Source organism: Spiroplasma endosymbiont of Halictus nicosiae (assembly GCF_978018445.1).
This window is the reverse complement of record NZ_OZ389573.1, coordinates 1,695,577-1,721,869: the sequence shown is the minus strand read 5'-3', so window position 1 is coordinate 1,721,869 and position 26,293 is coordinate 1,695,577. Positions and strand designations below refer to the sequence as shown.

33 protein-coding genes and 2 pseudogenes are annotated in these 26,293 nt (G+C 26.5%); 20 read left to right on the top strand and 15 right to left on the bottom strand.

The genetic code is table 4. The features are described 5' to 3' along the window. The first annotated feature begins 93 nt into the window (after window positions 1–93). The 7 genes from ACZ91P_RS11645 (at window position 94) to ACZ91P_RS11615 (ending at window position 4,541) form a co-directional block, all read left to right on the top strand. Window positions 94–276, top strand: coding sequence for a hypothetical protein (locus tag ACZ91P_RS11645; RefSeq protein ID WP_465156327.1), 183 nt, complete (start codon window positions 94–96; stop codon window positions 274–276). A gap of 5 nt (window positions 277–281) precedes the next feature. Continuing rightward, entirely contained in the window at window positions 282–1,070 is a 789-nt protein-coding gene (locus ACZ91P_RS11640) for a hypothetical protein (protein WP_465156325.1), read from the top strand. 6 nt (window positions 1,071–1,076) lie between these two features. Continuing rightward, window positions 1,077–2,015: a hypothetical protein gene (locus ACZ91P_RS11635; RefSeq protein WP_465156323.1), complete on the top strand. Its 939-nt coding sequence runs from the start codon at window positions 1,077–1,079 to the stop codon at window positions 2,013–2,015. Further along, window positions 2,005–2,142 carry a hypothetical protein gene (locus ACZ91P_RS11630; RefSeq protein WP_465156321.1) on the top strand — a complete coding sequence of 46 codons (138 nt, stop codon included), beginning with the start codon at window positions 2,005–2,007 and terminating at the stop codon, window positions 2,140–2,142. The genes ACZ91P_RS11635 and ACZ91P_RS11630 overlap by 11 nt, the downstream gene beginning before the upstream one ends. Before the next feature lie 7 nt (window positions 2,143–2,149). Next, window positions 2,150–3,454 carry a hypothetical protein gene (locus ACZ91P_RS11625; protein WP_465156319.1) on the top strand — a complete coding sequence of 435 codons (1,305 nt, stop codon included), beginning with the start codon at window positions 2,150–2,152 and terminating at the stop codon, window positions 3,452–3,454. A 23-nt stretch (window positions 3,455–3,477) separates the two neighbouring features. Further along, a complete protein-coding gene (locus ACZ91P_RS11620; protein WP_465156317.1) occupies window positions 3,478–4,119 on the top strand; it encodes a hypothetical protein in 642 nt (213 codons plus the stop codon). Window positions 4,120–4,253: 134 nt separating this feature from the next. Further along, a complete protein-coding gene (locus ACZ91P_RS11615) occupies window positions 4,254–4,541 on the top strand; it encodes a hypothetical protein (RefSeq protein WP_465156315.1) in 288 nt (95 codons plus the stop codon). Window positions 4,542–4,557: 16 nt separating this feature from the next. On the opposite strand, the gene ACZ91P_RS11610 is transcribed toward ACZ91P_RS11615, so the two are convergent. From ACZ91P_RS11610 to ACZ91P_RS11550, 13 genes and pseudogenes are all read right to left on the bottom strand, one after another. Next, window positions 4,558–4,743 (bottom strand): hypothetical protein, encoded by a 186-nt coding sequence (locus tag ACZ91P_RS11610; RefSeq protein ID WP_465156313.1) that lies wholly within the window; start codon window positions 4,741–4,743, stop codon window positions 4,558–4,560. Continuing rightward, entirely contained in the window at window positions 4,736–4,924 is a 189-nt protein-coding gene (locus tag ACZ91P_RS11605; RefSeq protein ID WP_465156311.1) for a hypothetical protein, read from the bottom strand. The genes ACZ91P_RS11610 and ACZ91P_RS11605 overlap by 8 nt, the downstream gene beginning before the upstream one ends. Before the next feature lie 223 nt (window positions 4,925–5,147). After that, window positions 5,148–5,435 carry a hypothetical protein gene (locus tag ACZ91P_RS11600; RefSeq protein WP_465156309.1) on the bottom strand — a complete coding sequence of 96 codons (288 nt, stop codon included), beginning with the start codon at window positions 5,433–5,435 and terminating at the stop codon, window positions 5,148–5,150. Beyond that, the gene (locus ACZ91P_RS11595) at window positions 5,435–5,620 is read right to left on the bottom strand and encodes a hypothetical protein (RefSeq protein WP_348736449.1); all 186 of its coding nucleotides are present in this window, start codon (window positions 5,618–5,620) and stop codon (window positions 5,435–5,437) included. The genes ACZ91P_RS11600 and ACZ91P_RS11595 overlap by 1 nt, the downstream gene beginning before the upstream one ends. Before the next feature lie 48 nt (window positions 5,621–5,668). Beyond that, a pseudogene (locus ACZ91P_RS11590) lies at window positions 5,669–6,067 on the bottom strand (ERF family protein); the annotation flags it as partial. A gap of 31 nt (window positions 6,068–6,098) precedes the next feature. Then, entirely contained in the window at window positions 6,099–6,752 is a 654-nt protein-coding gene (locus ACZ91P_RS11585; RefSeq protein WP_465156301.1) for a hypothetical protein, read from the bottom strand. A gap of 257 nt (window positions 6,753–7,009) precedes the next feature. Next, on the bottom strand, window positions 7,010–7,159 hold the full coding sequence (locus ACZ91P_RS11580; RefSeq protein ID WP_465156299.1) for a single-stranded DNA-binding protein: 150 nt from the start codon (window positions 7,157–7,159) through the stop codon (window positions 7,010–7,012). Between the two features lie 2 nt (window positions 7,160–7,161). After that, a complete protein-coding gene (locus ACZ91P_RS11575; RefSeq protein WP_465156297.1) occupies window positions 7,162–7,299 on the bottom strand; it encodes a hypothetical protein in 138 nt (45 codons plus the stop codon). Between the two features lies 1 nt (window position 7,300). Next, on the bottom strand, window positions 7,301–7,474 hold the full coding sequence (locus ACZ91P_RS11570; RefSeq protein ID WP_338988935.1) for a hypothetical protein: 174 nt from the start codon (window positions 7,472–7,474) through the stop codon (window positions 7,301–7,303). A gap of 192 nt (window positions 7,475–7,666) precedes the next feature. Then, window positions 7,667–7,951 carry a hypothetical protein gene (locus ACZ91P_RS11565; protein ID WP_465156295.1) on the bottom strand — a complete coding sequence of 95 codons (285 nt, stop codon included), beginning with the start codon at window positions 7,949–7,951 and terminating at the stop codon, window positions 7,667–7,669. Between the two features lie 521 nt (window positions 7,952–8,472). Beyond that, window positions 8,473–8,712 carry a hypothetical protein gene (locus ACZ91P_RS11560; protein ID WP_465156293.1) on the bottom strand — a complete coding sequence of 80 codons (240 nt, stop codon included), beginning with the start codon at window positions 8,710–8,712 and terminating at the stop codon, window positions 8,473–8,475. Window positions 8,713–9,007: 295 nt separating this feature from the next. Further along, the gene (locus tag ACZ91P_RS11555) at window positions 9,008–9,235 is read right to left on the bottom strand and encodes a hypothetical protein (RefSeq protein WP_465156291.1); all 228 of its coding nucleotides are present in this window, start codon (window positions 9,233–9,235) and stop codon (window positions 9,008–9,010) included. A gap of 131 nt (window positions 9,236–9,366) precedes the next feature. After that, window positions 9,367–9,807, bottom strand: coding sequence for a hypothetical protein (locus ACZ91P_RS11550; RefSeq protein WP_465156289.1), 441 nt, complete (start codon window positions 9,805–9,807; stop codon window positions 9,367–9,369). Window positions 9,808–10,112: 305 nt separating this feature from the next. On the opposite strand from ACZ91P_RS11550, the pseudogene ACZ91P_RS11545 reads away from it, so the two are divergent. From ACZ91P_RS11545 to ACZ91P_RS11535, 3 genes and pseudogenes are all read left to right on the top strand, one after another. Beyond that, a pseudogene (locus ACZ91P_RS11545) lies at window positions 10,113–11,047 on the top strand (IS30 family transposase). Window positions 11,048–11,254: 207 nt separating this feature from the next. After that, window positions 11,255–11,719 carry a UPF0236 family transposase-like protein gene (locus tag ACZ91P_RS11540; RefSeq protein WP_465156287.1) on the top strand — a complete coding sequence of 155 codons (465 nt, stop codon included), beginning with the start codon at window positions 11,255–11,257 and terminating at the stop codon, window positions 11,717–11,719. A 1-nt stretch (window position 11,720) separates the two neighbouring features. After that, window positions 11,721–12,173, top strand: a complete 453-nt coding sequence (locus tag ACZ91P_RS11535) for an ABC-2 transporter permease (RefSeq protein ID WP_465156285.1) — start codon at window positions 11,721–11,723, stop codon at window positions 12,171–12,173. 109 nt (window positions 12,174–12,282) lie between these two features. On the opposite strand, the gene ACZ91P_RS11530 is transcribed toward ACZ91P_RS11535, so the two are convergent. After that, window positions 12,283–12,432 carry a hypothetical protein gene (locus ACZ91P_RS11530; RefSeq protein WP_465156283.1) on the bottom strand — a complete coding sequence of 50 codons (150 nt, stop codon included), beginning with the start codon at window positions 12,430–12,432 and terminating at the stop codon, window positions 12,283–12,285. A gap of 43 nt (window positions 12,433–12,475) precedes the next feature. Here ACZ91P_RS11530 and ACZ91P_RS11525 point away from each other — a divergent pair, with 43 nt between their 5' ends. The 9 genes from ACZ91P_RS11525 to ACZ91P_RS11485 all read left to right on the top strand — a co-directional run bounded on the left by ACZ91P_RS11525 (window position 12,476) and on the right by ACZ91P_RS11485 (window position 25,051). Next, a complete protein-coding gene (locus ACZ91P_RS11525) occupies window positions 12,476–13,612 on the top strand; it encodes a hypothetical protein (RefSeq protein ID WP_465156280.1) in 1,137 nt (378 codons plus the stop codon). 63 nt (window positions 13,613–13,675) lie between these two features. After that, window positions 13,676–15,640 (top strand): excinuclease ABC subunit UvrB, encoded by a 1,965-nt coding sequence (gene uvrB / locus ACZ91P_RS11520; protein WP_465156278.1) that lies wholly within the window; start codon window positions 13,676–13,678, stop codon window positions 15,638–15,640. Between the two features lie 39 nt (window positions 15,641–15,679). Continuing rightward, the gene (gene hprK / locus ACZ91P_RS11515; RefSeq protein ID WP_465156276.1) at window positions 15,680–16,603 is read left to right on the top strand and encodes an HPr(Ser) kinase/phosphatase; all 924 of its coding nucleotides are present in this window, start codon (window positions 15,680–15,682) and stop codon (window positions 16,601–16,603) included. Between the two features lie 21 nt (window positions 16,604–16,624). Continuing rightward, window positions 16,625–17,830, top strand: coding sequence for a prolipoprotein diacylglyceryl transferase (locus ACZ91P_RS11510; protein ID WP_465156274.1), 1,206 nt, complete (start codon window positions 16,625–16,627; stop codon window positions 17,828–17,830). After that, entirely contained in the window at window positions 17,814–18,755 is a 942-nt protein-coding gene (trxB, locus tag ACZ91P_RS11505) for a thioredoxin-disulfide reductase (RefSeq protein WP_465156272.1), read from the top strand. Before ACZ91P_RS11510 ends, trxB begins: the two co-directional genes overlap by 17 nt. 63 nt (window positions 18,756–18,818) lie before the next feature. Beyond that, window positions 18,819–20,057 carry a phosphoglycerate kinase gene (locus ACZ91P_RS11500; RefSeq protein WP_465156270.1) on the top strand — a complete coding sequence of 413 codons (1,239 nt, stop codon included), beginning with the start codon at window positions 18,819–18,821 and terminating at the stop codon, window positions 20,055–20,057. 120 nt (window positions 20,058–20,177) lie between these two features. After that, entirely contained in the window at window positions 20,178–22,568 is a 2,391-nt protein-coding gene (gene secA, locus ACZ91P_RS11495) for a preprotein translocase subunit SecA (RefSeq protein WP_465156268.1), read from the top strand. Window positions 22,569–22,632: 64 nt separating this feature from the next. Further along, the gene (gene whiA, locus ACZ91P_RS11490; RefSeq protein WP_465156266.1) at window positions 22,633–23,568 is read left to right on the top strand and encodes a DNA-binding protein WhiA; all 936 of its coding nucleotides are present in this window, start codon (window positions 22,633–22,635) and stop codon (window positions 23,566–23,568) included. Between the two features lie 64 nt (window positions 23,569–23,632). After that, window positions 23,633–25,051 (top strand): APC family permease, encoded by a 1,419-nt coding sequence (locus ACZ91P_RS11485; protein WP_465156264.1) that lies wholly within the window; start codon window positions 23,633–23,635, stop codon window positions 25,049–25,051. On the opposite strand, the gene ACZ91P_RS11480 is transcribed toward ACZ91P_RS11485, so the two are convergent. After that, window positions 24,977–25,375 carry a rhodanese-like domain-containing protein gene (locus tag ACZ91P_RS11480; RefSeq protein ID WP_465158993.1) on the bottom strand — a complete coding sequence of 133 codons (399 nt, stop codon included), beginning with the start codon at window positions 25,373–25,375 and terminating at the stop codon, window positions 24,977–24,979. The two genes, ACZ91P_RS11485 and ACZ91P_RS11480, sit on opposite strands and share 75 nt — an antisense overlap. 131 nt (window positions 25,376–25,506) lie before the next feature. Between ACZ91P_RS11480 and tpiA the strand changes: the two genes are divergently transcribed. Then, window positions 25,507–26,244 carry a triose-phosphate isomerase gene (gene tpiA / locus ACZ91P_RS11475; protein ID WP_465156262.1) on the top strand — a complete coding sequence of 246 codons (738 nt, stop codon included), beginning with the start codon at window positions 25,507–25,509 and terminating at the stop codon, window positions 26,242–26,244. Window positions 26,245–26,293: the final 49 nt, after the last annotated feature.

Sequence of the window (26,293 nt, the reverse complement as noted above, 5' to 3'; positions counted from 1 at the left end):
TTTTTTCTCTATATTAATAGTTGTATTACTAAAATAATAGTGTAAAATAATGTTAACGGTTTATCCTTTTAACAAAAAAGTAATTTACGGTTTATGCTTTCCGCCTTAAAAAGACTTATGCTGACTTGTTATTCGAACAAGAATAAAAAAAGAGAGGTTTATAAAATGGCACTTACAAAAGAACAATTAATCGAACAAGGTTTAAGTGAAGAAATTGCAGATAATATTTTAAATGAATTTCATAATGAAACAAAACAAATTAAAGATTTAATTTAAAATTAATGAATAAGGCTTTTGACTTAGCATTAATAGAACAAAATATTAAAAATGGTGTTATTGCTGATGCTATTTCTAGTGTTGTACAGAATAAATTTGTTAATTTAGAATGTGAATTAATTCAGGCTATTTATGATTATTGTTTAGCAGATGGTCAATATGAAGTAATTCCATTTCGTAGTTATACAGCTGAAAATGCTGATGATGCAAATAAAGCATTCTTTACATTAAATGAAACTTTGATTCAATTAACAAATCAAATTAGTAATTTATATTTTGGTTTGCCAACCGATAAAATGTTTATGGTTTTAGGACGAAGAGCCTATTTAGGATTAACACCTGCCTATTTAAAAGTAATTGGTTCACAAGCACAATTAAAATCGATGGTTAATGGTGAATTATATGAAAATACAGCAATGGGTATTCCAGTATCAAAAAGCTTTCATTTAGAAAAAACATATACAAAAGGACAAGTTAACCGAGATAAAGGTTATAATTTTACCAATGTAAATGGTTTAATTATTAATAAACAAGTATGAGCATATCCAATTAATATAGATACTATTCAACAAGTTTTAGATAATAATACTGCTAACCCTAAATGAATTAATAAAGTACAATATGCAACACCAACAATTTTATATCCAAAAACATGTAAAATTATTTTGGAAAAACAACCAAGCCAAGATGAAACTACTGCCGCTAAAAGTAATCTAAATAAAACTTTTAGAGTTCCAGTTGATTATCTAATTTCAGCATCAAAACCAGAATTAAAACCAAATAATCAAGGTTAATATAAAATGAATTTACTAATATTACGCGTTTTAACTTTATTAGTATCTAATTTAGAAAATAAACCTTTAATAAGTAAATTTGTAAATTTAATTAATAGAGTTAATCAAGTTAAAAATAAAATATTAAAGCCAATTAATTATATTAGTGATAAATATAATAAAATTACAAATAAAGTTGAAGATATTTATCAGTGATTAAATCCATTTACTTATTTAGATTTAATTAAAAAAGGTCATAAAAAAGAAATACAACAAATATTAAGTCAATTAGAAAAAGATAATAATATTAAAAATAGAGAACAATTTAAAAATGAAAATTATTTAAATACTAATTGACAACCTTTAAATAGTAGTTGACTTGATAGTGGTATGTTTAATATAACTAATAAATTAACTTTAACAGGTAATTTAACTATTTTAATATATACAAAAACAGCAAAAAATCCGAAATTTTATGGTCCATATGTTTATCCTAGTGTTCCGGTTGAAATTTGAAAATTATTAAGTAATGCTGTATATAATGCAGGATCTTTATTTTGTCGTTATTGATTAAGAAAATGATTACCTAGTCATTTAAGAAATTATATTAAAAAGCGATTACCACAAGCATTAAAAGAAAAATATCCCAAAGGAACTACTAAATTAACATTACCAACAGTTCAAAAATTAAATCAAATTAAAAAGTTTATTAATAATTTAAAGATTGGACATTTTAATTTTAATTTTGCTGGTGAAATTAATAATGAAAAATGGTATCGTGAACGCCGAAGTGATGTTAAAAATATTAAGAATTTATATAAAACACCAGTTAAAAATATGTTTTACAAAACTAATCAAACTATTAAAACAATTAAGAAAACAAAAACAAGAGTTAATAGTTATAAGCCAAGTAATTTAAAAAATAAATATCGTAATCAATTAAGAGGTGTTTTATATGGAAAATAATTTAAGTAATTTGTTATTTATAACAGTTGAAGATGTTAAAAAAAGTAAACTTTGACAACCTATTAATGATAGAAAACAATCTGCTTATAATGATAATTTAATTTATAATGCTATTTTAAAAAACTAGTTTATGAATGGATAGATTATCAGGTGGGACAATTTCCGATAAAATTAATAAAAAAGATTTATTTCCATGAGTAAAAAAAGATAATACTGGTTTAATTGAATATGATAAATGATTAAGTTATATTCAATCTGCTTGTTTATTAGCAGTTATTAATTGATATTTACCAAAAGGAGTAAATTATTTAACTGGTAGTGCATTATTTTCACAAGGTGGAGTTGCATATTCACAAACTAATGACCCTGAGGCAAATGAAAATATTACTCGTGATGTTAAAAATGCTTTAAAATTAGCAGGTGAAATTATTGATATTATATCTAGTAAAACAGTATCTAGACCTTATAATTCTAGTTTAGATAATTATTCTCATCCATGAGAAGAAGAATATAAACATATTAGTAAAAAAACTTTTTATCCAACATTATTATTTTGATTAAAAGAACGATTGCAAACAGATAATTCAATAAATATTTTTTATCCAACTGTTAATGATTTTTCTAAAATTGATTATAACGAATATATTAAACTTATTGTTCCATTTGATAATGATAGTATTTATTATGAAAATAATGTCTGAAAAGCAAAACAGGGTCGCGATATTCCAACAGATATTATTAAAGATAGTGATTTAAATAAAAATTATATTGAAAAAGTTGATGGTAAATATATTGTAAAAACATCACAAGATATTAATCTTAAACAAGATAAATTAATAAGTGGAACAAATATTAAAACTATTAATGGTAATTCATTATTAGGTAATGGTGATATACCTATTAATGATGATAGTTGAGAATTAATTAATTATCCAGAAGCAAATGAAAAATTAACATTTAAAATTCCAAATTATGATTTAACAAAATATTACTATAAAATATCAATTTCAATAACAGATTATGCATCTGCTAATAAATTTGTAACATATTATTTTGAAACAATATCACAAAAATCAATTTTTACATTTTTAGCAGATAATTCATATGAAAGAATAATGATTAAGCAAGATGGCTCAATTTCAAATGAAACAAATAATATTGTTATTAAAGATTTAACAATTAAAAGAAAATTAATAAATAATAGCGAATTAAGGGCAGATGAACCGCATTCTATTTATAAGCGTGATATGGATACTGATTTTTCAAAAGAAAAATCGGATTCTTATGATATAGTGATAAGAAAAATAAATAGTGCAACAACTATTAATGAATTAAACTTACTTGAAAAACACCCAGTATGAAGAATTATTTCAAATAATAGAAATGATATTAAAGAATTATTTAATAAAAAATGATTAGAATTAAATAAAAATGAATAAAAAATTAAATGAGGTAAATAATTATGAAACAAGATAAAACAACTTGATTAAAGGGTGCCTTACCTTGAAATTGATTTAAAAAAGACCCTATTCCGACTTATAATTGAACTCATAAAGATATTAGAGAATGAGAAAGGAAATATAAAATTCGTAGTTGAATAGTTAGTTTTTATACATTGATATTTTTAGCATTAAATTGTTGATTAGAATATGGCATGATTAATGCAATAAAAGATAATATTAATTGATATAATTATGGTCAATATTGAGGTAATGGAATTGCCATATTATTAACACCTTTATTTACACACGGAATTCAGGGTATATTTGTCGCTAGTAGTAAACCAAAAGTAGATATGAAAATTGATATTCCACGATTAAAAGTTTCTAAAACGGGATTAGTATTTACAATATTACCTTTAATTACTTTAATAATTTCTTTAATTATCATTTGAATTGATAAATCAAAATGAAAAAAAGACCATTTACGACATTGTTTGGACTGCCGTATTAATCCGCGTGTCATTCAACCACGAATAGCAAAACAATGAAATAATTTAGATGGCATAACAGAAGAAAAATTAAAAAATATACAAAATAAAAATATTAAAAAACAAAAACAAGAAGAAAATAAACAAGAATTAAATATAAACAATAATAATTAAATTTTATTAAAATAGACTATATATAGGGGTGGTTGATATTTTTGGGTGGTTATATAGTTTAATTTATAAATTATTTTGTTCTGAAAGGATAGATGGCCACTGTTTGAGTAAGGATAAGAAAGGAATTAAATAAAATGAATGAAACATTAATGATTGCTTTACTTGTGTTAGCAGGTGCAGGTGGAATGAGTAGTCTTGGTATTCTTGGATTATCTGCTAAAAAAATTAAAAAATATAAAGCAGAAATTAGAGAATTAAGAACTGCTGTTATTGCCCACGAAAAACATTTACGAGGACCTGAATATGCAACAGAATTAGCATTAAAAACAGGTCAAATTAAAAATGTTAAAAAGCAAGTTAAAGTAAACAACAAAAAACAAAAACAAAAAGATGCTATTAGACAACTAACAAATAGTATTTAAAAAAAACCAATTAAGGTTATTTTTTATTTGTTTTTAAGATAATTAAATTATTTTCACCATATTTATTGATTAAATATTCTCAGTCTCAGGTTGAATTGATATTTACATCTTCAATATCAGTACCAGTTATATATTCACCAAGGGGATTTTTACAAGGGCGATTACCTTGTTCTGAACGATAACATAAAATATATTTATTCATGTTTATCAACGCCTTTATTGTGTTTTATATAAAAATTAATAAGATATTCTATTCGTTGTGAATAAGTAAAGTCATTGAATTCATTTCAAACTTTTTCTTCATTTTCATTTAAGTAAATATTAACATTACGAATTTTGCAAGAATAATATTTTCCTGTTTTTTGATTAAATGAATGTTTCATAATATTAACCCTTATAATTAGCAATAATAATGGCATCTCTTATATGATGAGATATTTTTTCATTATTATATTTTCAACCTTTACCATATTGATAAGTTAAATTATTATCTTTACTAAATTCTTGAATACAATTATATTTACTTAAATTTTCTATATTTTTAACAACTGATTTAGTATGGCGTGGTGATATTCAATTAATATATATTTCTCATTCAGTAAAATATTATTCTGCTACTCCTAATAACCTTAATAAATCATCGCGGTCTTTTGAACCATTAGCATTTGTATATAAGCAATTTTCAATATTCAGAATTGCTGTGCAACTTTCAAGAATTAAATAGTTATTTTCATCATCAGCATAATAATATTTATCTACTAAATCATAAATAAATTCATAATGTTTTTTTCAATCTTTATTTATAACTTCTTTTTTGTATAATAAAATATTATCTTGATATATAACAATAGCAGTAGTACCAGTACCTGATGGGTCAATACCAATTTTTATCATTATCTTAAAAATCTTTCTTTAAATTGATAATAAAAATCTTCACTTTGTTTTCTAATCAGAACTGGTGATAATTTTTCAACATTTAATTCTTCTTTTAATCAATTTTTACCTTTTGAAATAATATCTTGTTCTATTTTTGTATTTGTAATAAAATTTTTAATATTATTAAAATGCTGTTCACTCATTCAATTTGGATTTGAATTGTTAATAATTTCTTTAATAACTTGATTACTATTTTCTTTACTTATTTCAGTAGAATCAGGGTCTAATTCATCGGTTGCTATTCCAAAAGTTTTACATAATCAATAACGAGCCCCATAAGTTAAAGCACTACCAATTGCTTTTGCAATATCTGAATTTTGTGCTGATAAAATAATTCCTAATTCTAATTTTTCACTACCTTTATAAAGTGTTAATAATCCTTTTGAATAATAATTTGTTAATTTTCCACCTTTACTACTTTGTGTTTCTGTAAAAGTTGGTTCTCCAACTGCTTGAATAGTATAAGTTATACCTTGTTTACGTAATTGTGGTTTTAAAGTTTGATAGAGGTCACTTTCTGTAAAATAATTATAATTATTATGTTCATTTCTGGCATTTTTACCAACAAAAAGATTTATATCAGATTGAATTTCTCCAATACTTTCAATTAATGTTTTTGTTTTAGTTTCTTGTGGTATTTTCTCATTCCTCTCTTTCTTGTCAGATTAAAATTGCTTCTTTAATTTGTTCTAAATTTTGTTTAGTAATATTAACTTTTTCTTTAATTACTATTTTTAATTTTGGATTTATAATTATCATTAATATTTTTTTATTATCTATACAAAATTCTTTTTCTAATAAATAATAAAGTTTTAATTGTCAAATATAGCGTTCAATATCCGTTTTCTCATTAGAACTAGTAATTTTTCAATCACATATTACATATTCATTATTAGTTGTTATTCCAATAAAATCAGTTGTACCACACATTAAAGGACTATAAAGTGTTTTTTCAGTTTTATAATATTTAAATTTAATATCTTTAAAAGTTTCTTGATATAATTTTGTAAAATTTTTAAATAATTCACGATGTGATTTTATATCACAATCAATAAATTCAATTAATTCATCATCAAAATTATTTTTTATTCAACAATCAATCATATTGTGTATACATATTCCACGAGTTTGTGCTAATTTTAAAATATTCTCATCAATTTGCGAAAAATCTTTTGGTACTAAAATATTAACAATTTGACTTACACTTGGTATTAAAATACTATACTTATGTAATTCATCATTATAAATATATAATGGTTTTAAATCTAATCTCATAAAATTGTTTCATCATTACCAATATTTTGATTATCATTATTAAATAATTCTTTTTTATCAGATGAATTAAATTCTATTTTTTCTTGTGGTTTTTCAGATTTTTTTAAATCATTATTTGTATGTAAAAATTCATAATTAGATACTTGAACTATTCATTCAGTTTTATTATCTTTATTTTTAAAAGATTTTAAAACACCAGTAATTGCTATTTGACTACCTTTTTGACAATATTTTTGTAAAGTAATTGCTTGTTTATTTTAAACTTGACAAGGAATAAAATTAGTTTCTTTTTGTTTTGAATATGGGCGAGTAATTGCTAAATTAAAAATAGTATATTCTTTTCCATTACTTGTTTTCTTAATTTTAATATCTTTTCTTGTTATACCAATTCCAATAAATTTATTCATTATTAAATTTCCTCCAAATTCTTTTCTTCAATTAAACTATGAATATAGTAATAAGCACTTTCTTCTGAATGACATTTTTCTAATGCTTCATTAAATAAATCTTCTTCGGTATAAACTTTGCCATTTTCATCTTTTCACATATTATTCACATCCTTGTCATTTAATATTTTCATTTTCTAAATCAATAATAGTTGTTAATCATTCTTGTTGATTTTCAACATTAGCAGTAGTTTTTGCTTCTTCTAATGTATAAAAACAGCTGGTTTTAAAATCACTATATTTACTTTTCATTACCAATAAGTATCTTTTATTCATAATTTAATTCCTCCTAATAATTCTTTTTAGTATTTAATGCTCAATGTTCATCTGTAATATCTTCAAATAATACTGAATAACTTTTAAGTATTAATTCACTTAATTTATTTTCTTGATTGCATTCTTTATAAAAACAATAACCTCAATATCTTTTTTAATACAAGTTTTATTTAACTTTTTCATATAAACCTCCTAAATTACTCCTTTGATTTTTTTCTCAAATTGCAATATTTTTCAACCATCAGAAGCTAAATCTAAAATATCGTTAATTTTGTAATATTGCATATAAGAAGCAATAACATCTCACTTGTTTTTAAATAAATTTAAGTACATTTTGGCTCATTCTAAACATTGCAAATCATAATGCTTTTTATGATGTGAAATACGACAATTAATAGGTTGACAATTAACTCAATAAAATGATGTTGTTATTTCATTTCAAGTTTTATTAATATATTTACTTTTATATTCTGTCATTTATTTTTTCCTCCTAGTTTTAACTCGCTGGCACTCACTCTCAAGTGAAAGTGCCAAGCGAGAATTAGTTATATAAGTATTTATCTATTTACTTACTACGCCATCCGCCTCACTGGGGGTGAGCGGTGGCGATATGTTAATTGTTTGAATGTTTAATAATCCACAGTTGTTTTTTTAATATTGACGCCAGACATATATATGTCTTCCTTTATCCGTGCCCATTTGTGCTTTTGCTCTGGGATTTGACGTTCAGTTTTTAAATTAAAAATTCACTCTCATTTTAAAGGACCAAATGCTATAAAACTCCAACCAACCACACTTTTCGCAAATTTAATTGTAAAGTCACTATCTCTATTTTTATTGTCGTTTGATATTAACCTTGGACTTATCACGACTATCGCTTAGTTCTAATGAACCAGCGCCGATTTACATTTTTCCTCATACACTATTTCAGTACTTGCCTCGGCCGGCTGTGGAATAAAAACACTTAGTTATTTAAAATAACCCCGTTCCGCTCTGCATTAAGTTGTTTTATAAAATTTAAGTTTTAATAAACCAGTTTTATAATCAAAGATAATTTTTGAATTTTCTAAGCGTTTATAAAACCGCTTTTGTGTTTTATCTTTTACTTTATTCAATAAATCTTTATGTTTTTCACAAGTTCATAAAACTTTATTTGATAAAAATTCTTCGGTAATAAATGATATTGCTTTATAGCAATTATCAACATCACATATTGTTTGTTGCTTATTAATTTTCATTACCTACTCCTTCCTTTATTAAGTTTTTTTATTAGCAAATTAATTAACTGAAACAGAGAAAGGACAACACCTTAAAATTGGAGAAAAAACAGGTATACTTTATAAAGATTTCTAAGATATTTAATAAATGTGTAAACAACTTAAAGAGGGTATCAAAAAGTTGTAATAAAAAGTTTCTATTTTAAGAATTTAAGATGCTGTCCTTTCTCTGAATCAATTAATAATTTTGGTTTTACAAATAAAAAAACCATTTTAGTAAATGGTTTATTATTTTTATTCAATTTCTATGTATTTGTTAAAACCCTTCTTTTTTCCATGCGACCCATTTATTATCAATTTGATTAAATGGTTTTTCTTGATATACTATTCATTCTAAAATACCATTTTTTGTTTTTATATTATTTTTTTCTTTTAAATCTGCTAATTCTTTTTCGCTATATTGTGGTTTATTAAAAGCAACTAAATTTGTTGTACTTTTTCCAATTAAAGTGTTTGTTCCCAAAAGACTTAATATTTTTTTCATATTTTAATTCTACTATACTATAGCTGCTATTAATTCTGGTTCTGCCATTTCTCAAATTGATGAAAAAATACTAATAGCTTTTTCACAAAATAATTGAAAAACATCTTCATGAATTAATACGATACCGTTTTCTATTTGATTAAATAAAATATTAAAAATTTGTTCCCCGTCATTGAAATTTCTGTTAATGAAGCGCCATCATTTGCATTGTTTGGAAAAAAACTTGCAATTTCTTCTTGTTCCATTTCTTTAAGATCTTTATTATTAATAATATTATTACTAAATATATTTTTTAAAATTGCAATAACACATCATCAATCATGTATTTGAAATTCCATTGGTTTTTTCATGCTAGTTTTTCTTAAATCAATTAACACATCTTCTAATATTGGATATGTTATTTCTTGTCTTTTAACTCTATTTAAATTTTTTAAATTATTTGTTTGTAAATAACTAATTTCATTATTTTCTAATTTAGTTTCTTCTTTTTGATAAGGACTAGCCGCAATTTTTGTTGGTACAGCAGTTCCACTAATTGTTAATACACTTAATAAACTAAGTAATTTTTTCATACTTGTTTTTCTCCTTTTCTTAATCTTGAAACTTTTTATCAAGATCTATTGACATTATATATAAGGACTTTTATAAATAAATTTTAGAAAGGAAATTGTTTAAATGATTATTATTGTGATTATATTGTAGCATCAATCTGGGCTCGCGGAATTTTCATAAGTTTGTGAAAAATAACTTAAAGTTTAAAAAAACTTTTGCCGCGCTTTTCAAAATACTTGAAACTATATAATTAACTTTGTATATAAAAGAAAGGATTTTTTAAAATGGATAAAAAAAGCATCATTTTACTTTTAAAGAAAGAGTAATGTTAAAAGATTTATTAGAACTTGATTCTTTAAAAAGAAAAAATGGTAAATCCAATATATCTAAAATAGCAAAAATATTTCATAAAAATCGTAATACAATTAGACGAGAAATAAAAAGGTTAAAAGATAATGAATATGATGTTAAATTAGCAGACGAAGATTATTTACAAAAACGACAAAAATGTTTTTAAAAATCATCATTATTGCTAAATATTTTAAAATGACTAGATGAAAAATATAACAAATTTCATGATTCACCAAAACAAATCTGTAAAAAATATGAAAAAGAGTTTGGTGTTAAATTTCCCATATGTTTTAAAACTTTATATAAATATATTCATTTGGGATTTTTAAATTTCAAGAAAGATAATTTGTATTTTGACGATAGAAAATATAAAACAAAAAATAGGATTGATAATCGCGGGAAAATAAGAAATTTTAGAACTATTGAAGAAGCAAAACATGATAAATATGAATTTGGTTGATTTCAAATGGACACTATGGTTGGTAAAATAATAGTGTTTGTTTAGTTTTAATCGAAGAATTAACGCAATTTAAAATCATTGAACCATTAAAAGAAAAAACAACAAAAGAAGTTACAAAGGCATTAAAACGAATTTTTTCTAATAGATTTTTTAAAGAAAGATGCAAAGGAACAATAACAGATCAAGGCAAAGAATTTGCTGATTGAGAAAAAATTGAAAAAATAACAAATGCTAAAGTATATTTTTGTGACGCTGGAACTCCAACTCAAAAACTCAAAGTTGAAAGAGCAATTCGTGATTTTAGACATTGATTTTCCAAAGGAATTGATTTAAGTATTTATTCAAGAAATTATTATCAAGAAGTTGTCAATATAATAAACTCTAAACTTAAAAAAACTTTACATTGACTATCTTCAAAAGAAGTTTTTATACAAGTGTTTAATTTTTAATATAATTACCTATAAAAATTTTAATCATTTTATTTTTTGGTGTGTCAAAATTAATAAATTTAAGAAAAAACTACTAAATTTTTTTAAAATAAATTATATTGAACATTTATTTTATTGATGTTATAATGATAACAAATAAACTGCTACACTTCATAGTACAATTTACAGCCATTAATTGTATCGCCAAATGTAGTATCTTCATGAATATTGACATATCTTCTAAAAGAAGATTATATAGATGAAGAATTAGGTTTAAAAAAATACGAAAGAATTGAAATAAATTTAAAAAATAAATATATGTCTTTTATAGGTGATGGAAAAAGATATAAAGATATTTTACATACAACAGAGAATGCAAATATTAGTGAAAGAACAATATCTAATATTTTTAAAAATGCCGATTTAGAAGAAACCGATTACATTAGTAATAAAAATAACAATAAAATTAAAATTCCAAATAATGTTTTATATATTCAAATTGACGGAGCTTTTGAACCAATGCGAGAAAATAAAAAAAATGAAAATAAAATATTTCTTGCGACTATGCATGTTGGTGTTGATCAAGAAAAGTCAACAAAAACCAGAATAAAAATGAAAAAGAAAAAAGGCGTTTTTCAAATGATGAATAAAAATAATAAGAATAAAAATAATAAATCTAATTTTGCAAGTTAATATGTTTATTCAAGTTTCAATTTTATTACTAATGTTATTACCAATTGGGTTTTGACAATTAGGTTCAGCATTTTGATTATTATATTTATTTGCTTTATATGTTGGCTTTATCTTTACTTTTATTGTTGGCGGAATTTGATTAGCAATTCCAGATGAAGTATCATCACGAGTGTTAAATATGGTTGTTTTAATGTTTAACTTTGCTTGTGGCTGAATTTTATTTCCAGCTTTTATGTCAAATCCATTCTATAATGCATCATCAAACATTATGCCGTTTACTTATGCAATGCATAATATGGGCAATATTATTTATGGAATTGCTTCTGGAGCAGGACAACTATGATATTATAAAGCAGATATTATTAAGAACTGTTTAGTGTTACTCGCAATGGTGATTGTTATGATTGCAATAACATTAATCACTTTACATATTCGTTTCTTGCGAGCTCATTAAAGATCAGAAGAAAGATATTAAAGAAAAAGTTCAAGAAATCTTGTTTACTAACATTAGTAAAAAGTATTCTTACACAAAACTAAGTAAAAGACAAATTAAAAAAATGGAACTAAATACAATTGATTAAGGAGGTATAGAAAATAAAAAAATTATTATCATTATTAACAACATTTTCTTTATCATCAGCAATTGGAATTAATGTTATTGCTTGTCAAACTAATCCATTTCATGATTTTTCTGGTAATAATCAAGTTGCCAAAACAGCTGCTCCAGCCGTAATTAATGCAGTTAATAACTTTTTAATGTATAACGTTTTATATATGAAAGGCGATTCAGCAGCAGAAAATAAGTTTTATTATAATTATCAAAACATTTCACAAAATCAATGAATGCATTATCCATCGTTAAAGTTATGAAATCCATGAACAAATTATGGCCAAGGGACAGCCGCAGTTAATTCTTTGGCGGTTGTAGTTTATAGTGTTACTTTGTTGGGAAATGAAAAAGATAAACCAACGGGTATTAATGGAGCAGTTGCCCGTATAATGCAGGCTGCTGATGGAACATTGTTTCAAACATCTCAAAATTTATTACCATCAGCAGAATTTATTGATACTGCAATGGTTAATAAAGCAAAAGTTAGTGCAGAAGCAAAGCAAACATTAAAGGGTTATTATCAAATCAATGGTAAAGCAAAAATTCATCAATATAATTATTCAGTTTTACCAGATTTAGGGGCAGTTGATTTTACCATATTAAAAAAGGATTATTTCACAACCAATGAAAGTGAATCTAATATTAAAGGATTTAAGAGTAATTTAACGATTAATAATACTGTGGGTGATTTAAAAAAAGCTGTTCAACAGTATGTTGAAGGAAAATTAGCACTAGCAGTTAAAAAAGATGAAATTCAATATAAAGTTGAAAAAGAAACTGATGATACAAAAAAACTATTAGAACAAGCATATAATGTTATTATTTCAGCACCAGAAAAAGCAACAAGTGTTACTAAAAAAAATGAAATTACAGTTAAGGTTGTTGGTGAACCAATGCTTGATTTATATTTAACAAAGTTTGCAAATAAAATTCCAGATCCTTCATTTTTAAATAATAATTTTAAAGAAGAAGATTTAGAAAAAAATGTTAAAACAGCTGTTATGGAATGATTGCCAAAAGAATACGGTGCTGGAGTTTCTTTAAATACAGCAATTAAGCAGAAACCAACGGGAGCAACTGGTGCTGAGTTAGTAAAGGGAGAATATATTGTAACAATTACACCAGATGGGGGAAAAGTAACGGGTAGTTATGAAATGAAAGTGCAAGTATGCAATTTACAACCAATGAAACAATTGTTCTTTATTGAGTTGGTGTTGATATTCCTGTTGTTAATATTACTAATAGCTAAAAAAGTAAAAGGAATTTTACTTTTTTATTTTTAAAGTAATTATAAGGAAGATTGATATAATTATAGAAAAGCAAAATTATAAAGGAGTAGTGAAATAGTGTTTAAATTAACATCAAATTATTTGCCAGCAGGTGATCAACCCCTGGCAATTGAAAAATTAACTATCAATTTATTAGTAAATAAAAAACATCAAGTTTTATTAGGAGCAACGGGAACTGGAAAAACATTTACAATGGCAAATGTTATTGAAAATTATCAAAAACCAACATTGGTGATGGCACATAATAAAACATTAGCAATGCAATTATATGTTGAGTTAAAAGAAATGTTTCCAGAAAATCGTGTTGAGTATTTTGTTTCAAACTTTGATTTTTATCAACCGGAAGCTTATTTGCCAGGAAAAGATTTATACATTAATAAAGATGCTCGCCAAAATATTAAGTTAGACATGATGCGGTTAAGTGCTTTTAATGCTTTAACAACTCGTAAAGATGTTATTGTCGTGGCTTCTGTTGCTGCAATTTATGGAGCACAAGATCCAAATGAATATAAAAAATCTTTTTTGCAAATTAATCGTAATCAAAAAATTAGTAAAAAAGATTTAGCCAATTTTTTAGTATCTTCAGGATATGTTCGTAATGATATTGAATTGATTCCAGGTAGTTTTAGTGCTAAAGGTGATGTAATTAAAATTGTTCCAGGGTGAAATGTTAAAACTTTTATTCGCATTGATTTGTTTGGAAATGAAATTGATGATTTAGCTTATATTGATGGAATTACTGGTGATGTTACACAGCGGTTATCAACATTAACAATTTTTCCAGCGCAAGATTATATTACTTCTCCAGAACGCTTAGCTGAAGCAATTAAACGAATTGAAGCAGAATTAAAAGTTCGCTTAGATGAATTAGAAGCAGCTGGAAAAATTGTTGAATTACAACGTTTAAAACAACGAACTGAATATGATTTAGATTTACTTCGTGAAAGTGGAATATGTTCTGGAATTGAAAACTATTCACGACATTTAGATTTACGAGAAGAAGGTGAAGCGCCGTATACTTTGATTGATTTTTTGGGCCAAGATTTTTTAACTATTATTGATGAATCACATATGTCATTGCCGCAAATTCGAGCAATGTATAACACAGATCGAAGTCGAAAAGAAACCTTAGTAAATTATGGTTTTCGTTTAAAAAGTGCATTAGATAATCGTTCCTTAAATTTTGATGAATTTAATCAAAAATTAAAAAATGTTATTTATGTTTCAGCAACTCCGGGTGATTATGAATTAGGTTTAGTAAATAATGAAGTGGTTGAACAAATTATTCGTCCAACGGGATTATTAGATCCAACCGTAGAAGTAAAATCAACAGTAGGACAAATTAATGATATTATTGAACAAGTAAAAATTCGTCGGAAAAAAAATGAACGTGTTTTTATTACTACTTTAACAATTCGGATGTCAGAAGATTTAACAAGTTACTTACAAGAACAAAATGTTAAAGTTGCATATTTACATAGTGAATTAAAAACTTTAGAACGTAGTCAAATCTTATTGGATTTACGAAAAGGAGTTTATGATTGTATTGTTGGTGTTAACTTAATTCGTGAAGGAATTGATATTCCAGAAGTATCATTAATTTGTATTCTTGATGCTGATAAGCAAGGATTTTTACGAAATGAACGAAGTTTAATTCAAACAATTGGTCGTGCTGCAAGGAATGCGGTTGGGCATGTTATTTTATATGCTGATAGTGTTTCTGAATCAATGCAAAAAGCAATGCGAGAAACTGCTCGCCGTCGGCAAATTCAAGAGGCATATAATTTGAAATATCATATTACTCCAACAACAATTATTAAGAATATTCGTGATTATACTAATATTAAACGTCAAAATGATAAATTACATAACATTAAAAATAAAAAATCAAAAGAATATAAAACAGCTAAAGAAGGATTACTACAAGATTTACGAAAAGAAATGTATGAGGCAAGTAAAAAACTTGATTTTGAACGAGCTGCAGAATTACGCGATATTATTATTCAAATTGAAGCAGAATAATGATTTGTGATAGTATTAATTTACAGGGAGGAACTGGGAATGACAAAGTTTATTGTAAAAGATATTGTTGATAAATTTGGCTACGAAGTGTTAGCTGGAAGGGAAGGTCTTAAACGACCTATTAAAATTTATGGTCTTAATCGACCAGGATTAGAATTAGCTGGCTTTGATTTTGAAAAAAATAATAGTAATCGTCGGGTAGTTTTGTTATCAAATAAAGAGCAATTATTTGTGAATACCTTAAGTGAAAAAGAAAGAAGAGAGCGCTATGAGTATATTTTAAATGAAAATATTCCAATGATTATTTTAACGGAAAAATTTACTGATAAATTATTATTAGAAATTGCGGAAAAACATAGTTGTCCAGTTGTTCGTGCAAGCAATATTACAACAAGTCGTTTATATCAAATGGTATTAGAATTTTTTGATGAACATTTCGCACCAGTAACAGAAGAACATGCATCATTAATTAATGTTTTTGGGAAAGGAATTTTATTAAAAGGAAAATCAGGAATTGGAAAATCAGAAATGACATTAGAATTAATTAAAAAAAATCATTTGTTTGTTGGTGATGATCGGATTATTATTCAGCAACGAAATAATAGATTATATGGGCAATCACATGAAATGTTAAAAAATTTAATTGAAGTCCGTGGTTTAGGAATCTTAGATTTAAGTAAAATTTATGGTTTGCAAGTGTTATTAGATGAATCAAAAATTGATTTAGTAATTGAATTAATTCATTTAGATGATGAACAATATAAATCAATTGACCGATTAGGATCTAAGTATAAACATATTAAAATTTTAGATACAAAGGTACCAATTGTAACAATTCCAGTTACATATGGGCGTAATGTTAGTGAATTAGTTGAGACAGCAGTTTCAAAATTAAAATTAGATGAAGCGGGAATTTCTTCGATGCAAATTTTACAAGATCGTTTTAAAAAATATTCAAAATAGAATTGAGAAGGAGTTTATAACGTGAATTTAGCAACATGAATTGTTCACGATACTTATGGAAATTGATTTCGTCCTTATTGATTTTTAATTTTTTGTGGTTTTGCAATTACCATTATTTTATCATGAATTAATTTTCGTAAACGTGATATTCCAACGCAAGGATTTTACTGAGGAATTTTTGTGATTACACCGATTGCTTTATTAGGGGCTAGTTTTTTTGGTAAATATGATGTTAAAAATCCAATTTTCTTTTTTACATTATTTGCTTTCTGAGAACCAGGAATGAGTATTTATGGGGGGCTAATTTTTGGTTTAATTGCCGGCTGAATTTGATTTGGTTTTGAATCACGAAAACATAATATTTCGTTATGAGTATATGCTGATTTAATTGTTCCAAATATTTTGTTAGCACAAGCAATTGGGCGATGAGGTAATTTTTTTAATCATGAATTATTAGGAGCACCAATTGCACGCGAACAATTAATGTGATTGCCAAGTTTTATTCGTGATAATTTATTTAAATGATATGTCCCAACTCCGGTACCAAATAATTTTCATCCAAAAGAGGCAATTGGGATTAACGGAAACCCTGTTGACCCAACTGATTTTAATAATGTGCAATATTTTCAACCAATTTTTCTATATGAATCATTGGCTAATATTTTATTATGATTCTTGATTGTGATTGCATTACCATTAATATTTCGTTATAGTTATTATTGAAGGTTTAAAAAAGAAGAACCCGATTTTATGCAGTTATCGTGAAAAGGTGTTTGAGCAAAATGATACTATGATATCAAACCCGATCCAATGGTTGTTAATAATTTATCACAACAAGTAAATTTGAAAAAAGTTTATTTTAAAAATAAACATAAGATGACAAAAAAACAAGTGATGAAAGCACATTGGAAATATTGTGGTGCACGATTAAAACAAATTTTTACAGCTGATGTCCGAGAATTAGAAAAAATAGAAAACCCTCATCGTTTAAAAATTTTCCGTTGTGGAATTAAAACTGGGATGTATATTGCTGGTTATAATTTCATTCGGATTATTTTAGAAACACAACGAGATGATCATAATTTATTTTTAAAAAATATGCGAACATTGGATTATGTTATTCTTAGTTTAATGATTGTAATTGGTATTATTTTAATATTATTTGCCCAATGGATAGCTGTTATAAAATGAAGAAAAGGCGGATGATTATATGAAAAACAATACTAATGAAATATATGATATTTTAATTATTGGAGCTGGTCCTGGTGGGATGACAGCAGGAATTTATGCTGCACGAGCAATGGCAAATATTGCAATGATTGAAAAAGGAGCACCAGGAGGAAAAGCAACAAAGACAAGTGAAATTGAAAATTATCCTGGTTTTGATAATATTCAAGGCTATGAATTAGCCATGAAAATGTTTGAACAAACCCAAAAATTAAAAATCCCATATATTGCTGATCGTGTGACAAATATTATAAGACAAGATAATTTGTTTAAATTAGAGTTATTTTCAAAAAAAATCTTATTAGCAAAAGCAGTTATTGTTGCAACCGGAACAGTTGAACGTAAATTAGGAGTGCCTGGTGAATTTGAATTAGAAGGACATGGAGTTTCATATTGTGCAGTTTGTGATGGCGCTTTATATAAAGAAAAAGATGTAGTTGTTGTTGGGGGAGGTTATGCTGCTCTTGAAGAAGCTCTTTATTTAGCGCGCTTTGTTAATAAAGTTTATCTAATTCATCGTCGTGATGAATTTCGTGCTGATAATAATATTGTGAATAAAGTAAAAGCACATCCTAAAATTAATTTTATTGTTGATACAATAGTAACTGAAATTAAGGATATGACCGAAAAACGGGTGACAATAGTTGTTATTAAAAATGTAAAAACAGGTAAAATTGATAATTTACCAGTTAGTGCTATTTTCCCATATATTGGGGCGATTCCAATTAGTGATTTTGCAAAAAACTTAGGAGTTTTAAATGAAGAAGGCTATTTTATTGTTAATAATAAATGTTTAACAGCATTGCCAGGATTATATGCCGCTGGTGATGTGACAAATACAACATTACGACAAATTGCAACTGCGATTAGTGATGGAGCAAAAGCAGCGCAATTTGCCTTAGAATACCTTAATAGTTGTCATTAAAAAGGTATTTTTTGCGGTAAGATATATATTGGATAAAGATGAAAAAGAAAGTGAGAAGGATTTATGACAAACAAAAAAGAATTAAAAGATGTTCAAGTTAAAGGAAAAAAAGTTTTAGTCCGTGTTGATTTTAATGTTCCAATGAAGGATGGGCAAGTTACTGATGATAATCGGATTACTGCAGCTTTATCCACAATTAAATATTTGTTAGCACAAGAAGCAAAAGTAATTTTATTTTCTCATTTAGGGAAAGTTAAAACAGCTGATGATTTAGAAAAACGTGATATGGCGCCAGTGGCAAAGGTATTAGAACAAAAATTAGGACAACCAGTTAAGTTTATTAATGCTTTTGAAGGAAAACAATTGGAAGAAGCTATTGATGAAATGCATAATCAAGATGTAATTTTATTTCAAAATACACGCTTTGCTGATATTATTAATAGTAATGGTCAAATTAGTGTTGATAGTGATGGTAAAGCAACTGCAAAACGAGAAAGCAAAAATGATCCTGCTTTAGGGAAATATTGAGCAAGTTTAGGTGATGTTTTTGTTAATGATGCATTTGGAACTGCGCATCGTGCTCATGCTTCAAATGTTGGGATTGCAGAAAATATTGCTGAATCATGTTTAGGATTTTTAGTGGAAAAAGAAGTAAAAATGTTGTCACAAGGAGTAGACAATCCAGTTAAACCATTTGTTGCTATTATTGGTGGCGCAAAGGTTTCTGATAAAATTGGGGTAATTGAACATTTATTAACAAAAGCAGATAAGATTTTAATTGGTGGTGGAATGGCATATACTTTTTTTGCTGCTCAAGGTCACAAAATTGGAAATTCATTATTAGAAGTTGATAAAGTTGAAATTGCTAAAATCTTTTTAGCAAAAGGAAAAGGAAAAATTATTTTACCAATTGATGCATTAGAAGCACCTGAATTTGCTGATGTACCAGCAAAAGTTACAACAGGTTTGGAAATTGATGATGGTTATATGGGATTAGATATTGGTTCCAAAACAATTGAATTATTTAAAAAAGAATTAGCGGATGCAAAAACAGTTGCTTGAAATGGACCAATGGGAGTTTTTGAATTTAAAAATTATAGTATTGGAACAAAAGCTGTTTGTGAAGCAATTGCTGAATTAAAAGGAGCCTTTACTTTAATTGGAGGAGGCGATTCAGCTGCAGCGGCAATTCAATTAGGATATAAAGATAAATTTACGCATATTTCAACTGGTGGTGGTGCTAGTTTAGAATATATGGAAGGAAAACCACTGCCTGGCATTGAAGCTGTTCAAAATAAATAATATAATAAAACGACAAAATGTCGTTTTTTTGTCAAAATGGAATAACTATGCCAACTATTGTTTTTTATGATAGAATAAATGTGAATGTTTATAATTATATAGAATAGAGGAGATAGTTGAATGGCAGTTAGCGATCGTAAAATTGTAAAAAAACATGGGAAAATAGCAGATAAAATTATGGCGTTAGATGAAACAATGCGAGCATTGTCTGATGATGCATTAAAAGAAAAGACAAATGAATTTAAAACGAAGTTAGCAGAAGGTGCTACATTAGATGATATTTTAGTTGAAGCATTTGCTGTTGCCCGTGAAGCAGCTCGTCGAATTTTAGGATTACATGCTTATCGTGTCCAACTAATTGGGGGCATTGTTCTTCATGAAGGTGATGTGGCTGAAATGAAAACAGGAGAAGGAAAAACTTTAACTGCTTTAATGCCAACATATTTGAATGGTTTAACTGATAAGGGTGTTCATGTTATTACTGTTAATGAATATTTATCAAGACGGGATTCAGAAATTAATGGTCAAGTTTTTAGTTTTTTAGGTTTAACAGTTGGTTTAAATTCTCGTGATATCACTAAAGATGCAAAAAGAGAAGCATATAGTTGTGATATTACTTATACTACTAATGCTGAATTAGGATTTGATTATTTACGAGATAATATGGTAAAAGTTTACAGTGAGAAAGTCCAACGAGGATTAAATTATGCCATTATTGATGAGGCTGACTCAATTTTAATTGATGAATCAAGAACACCATTAATTATTTCGGGGGGACGTCAAAACCGAACACCGCAATATCAAGCAGCTGATCATTTTGTAAAATCATTATCACGAGAGAATGATCTTGAAATTGATTTAGAAACAAAACAAGTTTATTTAACTCCAGAAGGAATTACTAAAGCAGAAAAAATATTTTCAATTAATTCTTTATTTGATATTAAAAATACTGAATTATACCATTTAATCCTAAATGCTTTAAAAGCTAATTTTGTTTTTAAAAATGGTGTTGAATATGTTGTTCAAAATAATGAAATTATTTTAATTGATCAGTTTACTGGCCGTTTAATGCCGGGACGTGCTTATAGTGATGGTTTGCAACAATCATTACAAGCAAAGGAACGTGTTGATATTGAAGAAGAAACAGTGACAATGGCAACAATTACTTACCAAAACTTTTTCCGATTATATAATAAATTAAGTGGGATGACTGGTACTGCAAAAACAGAGGAAGAAGAATTTATTAAAATTTATAATATGCGTGTAATTCAAGTTCCGACTAATCACCCATTAATTCGTCGTGATGAAGCTGATTATATGTTTGCAAATCGTGATGTAAAAATGCAAGCAATGATGAAAGAAATTATTGCCTTGCATGAAAAGGGACAACCAATTTTAATTGGAACAACTTCAGTTGATTCATCAGAAATTGTGTCGCATTATTTAGGAAATTCTAACTTAAAATTTGAAATGTTAAATGCGAAAAATCATGAGCGTGAAGCAGACATTATTGCAAAAGCTGGTGAAAAAGGAGCTATTACTTTAGCAACAAATATGGCTGGTCGGGGAACAGACATTAAGTTAGGTGATGGTGTTAAAGAAATTGGAGGATTAGCTGTTTTTGGGGTTGAACGAAACGAAGCACGTCGAATTGATAACCAGTTACGAGGGCGAGCAGGACGACAAGGAGATCCTGGTTTTTCACGGTTTTATGTAGCTATGGATGATGAATTAATGAAGCGTTTTGGTGGGGATCGCCTACGTCGAATTTTTGCTCGGTTAGGTTCGGATTTTATTCAATCACGAATGTTAACAAGAGCAATTTCTAATGCACAAAAAAAAGTTGAGGGAATGAATTTTGATCAACGAAAACATATTTTAGATTATGATAATGTTTTAGCACAACATCGTGAAGCAATGTATGCACGACGTGATCAAATTTTAACAGCAACTGATTTAAAACCAATTATTAAAAAAATGCAATATTCGGCAGCTTATGATTTAACCAAAATGTTTGGTAATGAATCGCATGAGGAATGATTTATTCATTATGATGACTTAATTAAGGGGATTAGTGATAAAGTTGTTGCAGCTAATGTGTTAGATAAAGCATCCATGGAAAAAATGAAGCGAGAAGAAGTTGCAAAATATGTGGCAACAAAAATGAATGAATTTTATTTAGCGCGAACAGAAGATGTTCCTGCTGATGTTATTAATCAAATTGAACGAAGTGCAATTATTACTTCGTTTGATGATTATTGAACAAAACATATTGATCAAGCAAGTAAATTACGAAGTGCAATTTATTTACGAAGTTATGCTCAAACAAATCCATTACACGCTTATGTTGAAGAAGCTGCAAAATTATTTGAGCATATGCAATTATCAATTGCACATGAAGTTGTAATTAAATTAGCAAATGTTGTTATTCGCAAAATTGATGGTGATATTAAAGCTGAACCGTTTCATGATTTAGAACAAGAAATTCGAGAATTTAAACAAAAAGGGTAATTAATAAACCACTATGCTAAAGTAGTGGTTTTTCTGTATTATTAAATTAGAATGGGGGATAAAGATGAGCTTTGCGTTGGAAGCAAAAGAGGAAATTGTTAGAAAAGAATTTGACCAAATGTGTCAGAAAGCTTTTTTAACTGGTTTTGTTAAATATAATATGACATTAAATATTAGTAATCATTTTTTTAACTTTGAAGTAACCTCAATTAGTAATCTAATTATTCGAACAATTTATACGTTTTTAAAAAATTTATATCAAGTTAAAATTGACATCATTATTGTTCAAGGTACAAAATTAAAAAATAGCAAAACCTTCAGTTTACGAATTAAAGAACGAGCTACTGAAATATTAAAAGACCTACAAATTTTTGATGCAGAAACTAATCAAAAAATTGTTGCCATTCCATCAGAATGAAATGAACGACAACAACGTGCTTATATTGCAGGCATTTTTGTTGCTTGTGGTAGTGTTAATTCACCAGAAACAAGTAATTATCATTTAGAAGTTCAGTTTAATGATGAAGTTTCAGCACAATATTTTCAAAAATTATTGCATAAATTTCATTTTCCATTTAAGATAATTGTTCGTCATGATCGTTATGTTTGTTATTTAAAAAAATCAATTTTAGTTTCAGATTTCTTAAAATTAATTGATGCAATTAATAGTGTCCTTGCTTTTGAAAATACTCGTATTTCAAGGGATATGGTTAATAGTATTAATCGTTTAAATAATATTGAAATTTCAAATCAACAAAAAGCAATTAAAGCTGGGGAAGAACAAGTTGCAATGATTAATTATTTACTTGAACATGATTTGTTTGATGAACTAAATGAAAATACCAAAAAAGTAGCTTTATTACGAATTGCTTATCCCGATGCATCGTTGCAAGATTTGTCAGCATTATTAGAAAATGAAACTAGTATTGAAATTTCAAAATCGGGAGTAAACCACTTATTTCGTGAAATTAAGAAAAAATATTATGAAAATATAAAATAATTTATGTTATAATTCACTTATTATTTTTTATTAAAATAGGTCATTAAAAATGGAGGAAAAACTAATGGGAAAGCCTAAAAAGCACGTTAAATTTTTTGAATTTTTAACTGTTTTTTCAACAGCGGTTGGAATTACAATTGGAATTGGAATTTATTTAAAAAATGATACTTCAGAAGGACATCTTTTATATTTTACTCAAAATCCTTATTTATCAATTGGATTATGGATTTTAGTTGGAATTTTAGGAATGGCAATGATTATGGTCTTTATTGAAGTTACATCAGTAAAAACTAAAAGTGGACATGGGACATTACCATCATGGGCTAATATTTTAATTGGTCGGCAAGTTGGTAGTTTAATAGCATTATTTTATATCTTTTTTTATTTCCCAATTTTATTGGGTCTTTTCCCAATTTTTAGTATTAATGCAATGTTTGATGCACTAGAAGTGCAAAGCATTAGTAAGGAAACACAACATATAATTGCGATTGCTGTTGGACTTGTTATTTTAATTTTATTTTACTTAATAAATATTTTTTTCCGAAATGTTGGTAAATGAGTTCAAACAATTGGAACATTTATTAAATTTATTCCTTTACTAGTTAGTCTAGTTATAGGCTTTGTTGCTCCAATTGAAAATAATGTTTTTGATAAATATAGGGAATTAAAGTTTGGTAACTTCTTTATGGGGATTTTACCAGTATTATTTTCATTTGATGGTTTTATTTATGCTGCAGGATTACAAAAAGAAGTTTCTAACAAAAATGTTGTTCCAAAAGCATTATTTGCTGCAATGTTATTTATTACTATTTTTTATATTTTAGAAGTTATTTCTTTATTTTTAGGAACAAATGATGGTAGTGTTTTTACTTTATTTAAAAATCTCCTTGGTGGTCCAATTGCAAAAGTCTTAATGTGATTTATTATGTTAACAGCATTAATGAGTATTAATGGTTTAACCTTTGTAGCTCCTTCATTTGGACATACAGTGCAAGAAGAAAATCTTGTTTATATTGGAAAGAAAGAATTAAGTTATCAACAAATTGGTTTGATTCAAATGGCAATTACTGTTTGTTTCAATTTAATATTACTGGGACTTAGTCTTGGCGTTATAGGTGATCCAATGTATTTATTAGATCTTTCTTCTAATGCCGTTAGTTTTACTACTTTTCTATGTTATATTAGTTTAATTATTGCTGTTTGTGTTAATCGTTATACAAAGCGAGTAGAAGTAGCAAAAGTAAAAGGAATGTATTATTATGCTGGTTTTTCTCTTTTCTTGCTAATAGATTTAATAGGTTATATTATGTATAATTTCTTTGCTTATAGTAGTAATCATAAAACTTTATATAGTTTATTAATTATTATTGGGGGAACATTAGTAATATGAGGTATTAATGAATTATTATTATGGCATAAAGCAACACCACCTACTGGTGAAGTAAAAATAAAAACCCCATTGATTAATAATGTTAATCAATAGGATTATAAGTAAGAATTTTATCAAGTTCATCAGTTTGATGAACTTTTTTCATCCACCAAGAAGAATATAAACTTTAAAATTATGTTTTTTTAATAAACGGTATAAATCTAAATGAGAATGGCCAGCACTTGAAACAAAAAGAATTTTTTTATTTTTAGTTACTTTTTTTGAATAAATTAAACGAAAAAGATGATGAGGAATATTAATACTATTAATAATATGACTTTCAATTCATTCTTCTTTTGAACGAATATCAATAATTAACCATTTATCTGAATTATTAATTTTTGGTAGTCTTTTAATTGATTTAGTATTGTATTTCATTTCAAATGCTGATAAAAACATCTTTTGACCTCTATGAAAACATTATAACATTAAGAAAGTTAATATTTTATTAAGAAATCATTAAAATTTAAGTATATAATTAAAATGTTAGATAGAAACGAGGGAGAAGAATGCGAAAACCAATTATTATTGGAAATTGAAAAATGCATAAAGCAACGGATGAAACAATTGACTTTTTAAAACAAGTTGATAATGTATGTCATGATTTAAAACTTGAAGCTGGTATTGCAGTACCATTTGTTAATTTAGCAGTGGCAAAACAACATGCGCATCATTTAATTATTGCGGCTCAAAATTGTCATTATGAAGATTTTGGGGCTTTTACTGGTGAAATTTCAGTTGAAATGTTGCAATCTTTAAAGATTACGCATGTTATTATTGGACACTCAGAACGTCGTGAAATGTTTAATGAGACAAATGAAACAATAAACTTAAAAGCAAAAAAAATCTTAGCAAAAGGGATGATGCCGATTATTTGCTGTGGTGAAACATTACAACAATATGAAAACAATGAAACACAGCAAATTGTTGAAACACAAATTGAAAAAGCATTACAAGGTATTGATTTTGAAGATGCAAAAACAATTGTTATTGCTTATGAACCAATTTGAGCAATTGGAACAGGGAAAACAGCAACAGCTGAGATTGCACAAAATGTTTGTGCAATAATCCGAGCAAAAATTGCTAATCTTTATGATGAAGTAGTAGCAAATATGATACGAATTCAATATGGAGGTAGTGTTAAACCGGAAAATATTCAAGAATTATTAGCTCAACCAGATATTGATGGTGCTTTGGTTGGCGGTGCTAGTTTAGAATCAAAAACTTTTTTAGGGTTAGTAAAATAATTAATAATAAAAAATAATAAATAAGATTTTATTTTCAGAAGTTAACTTT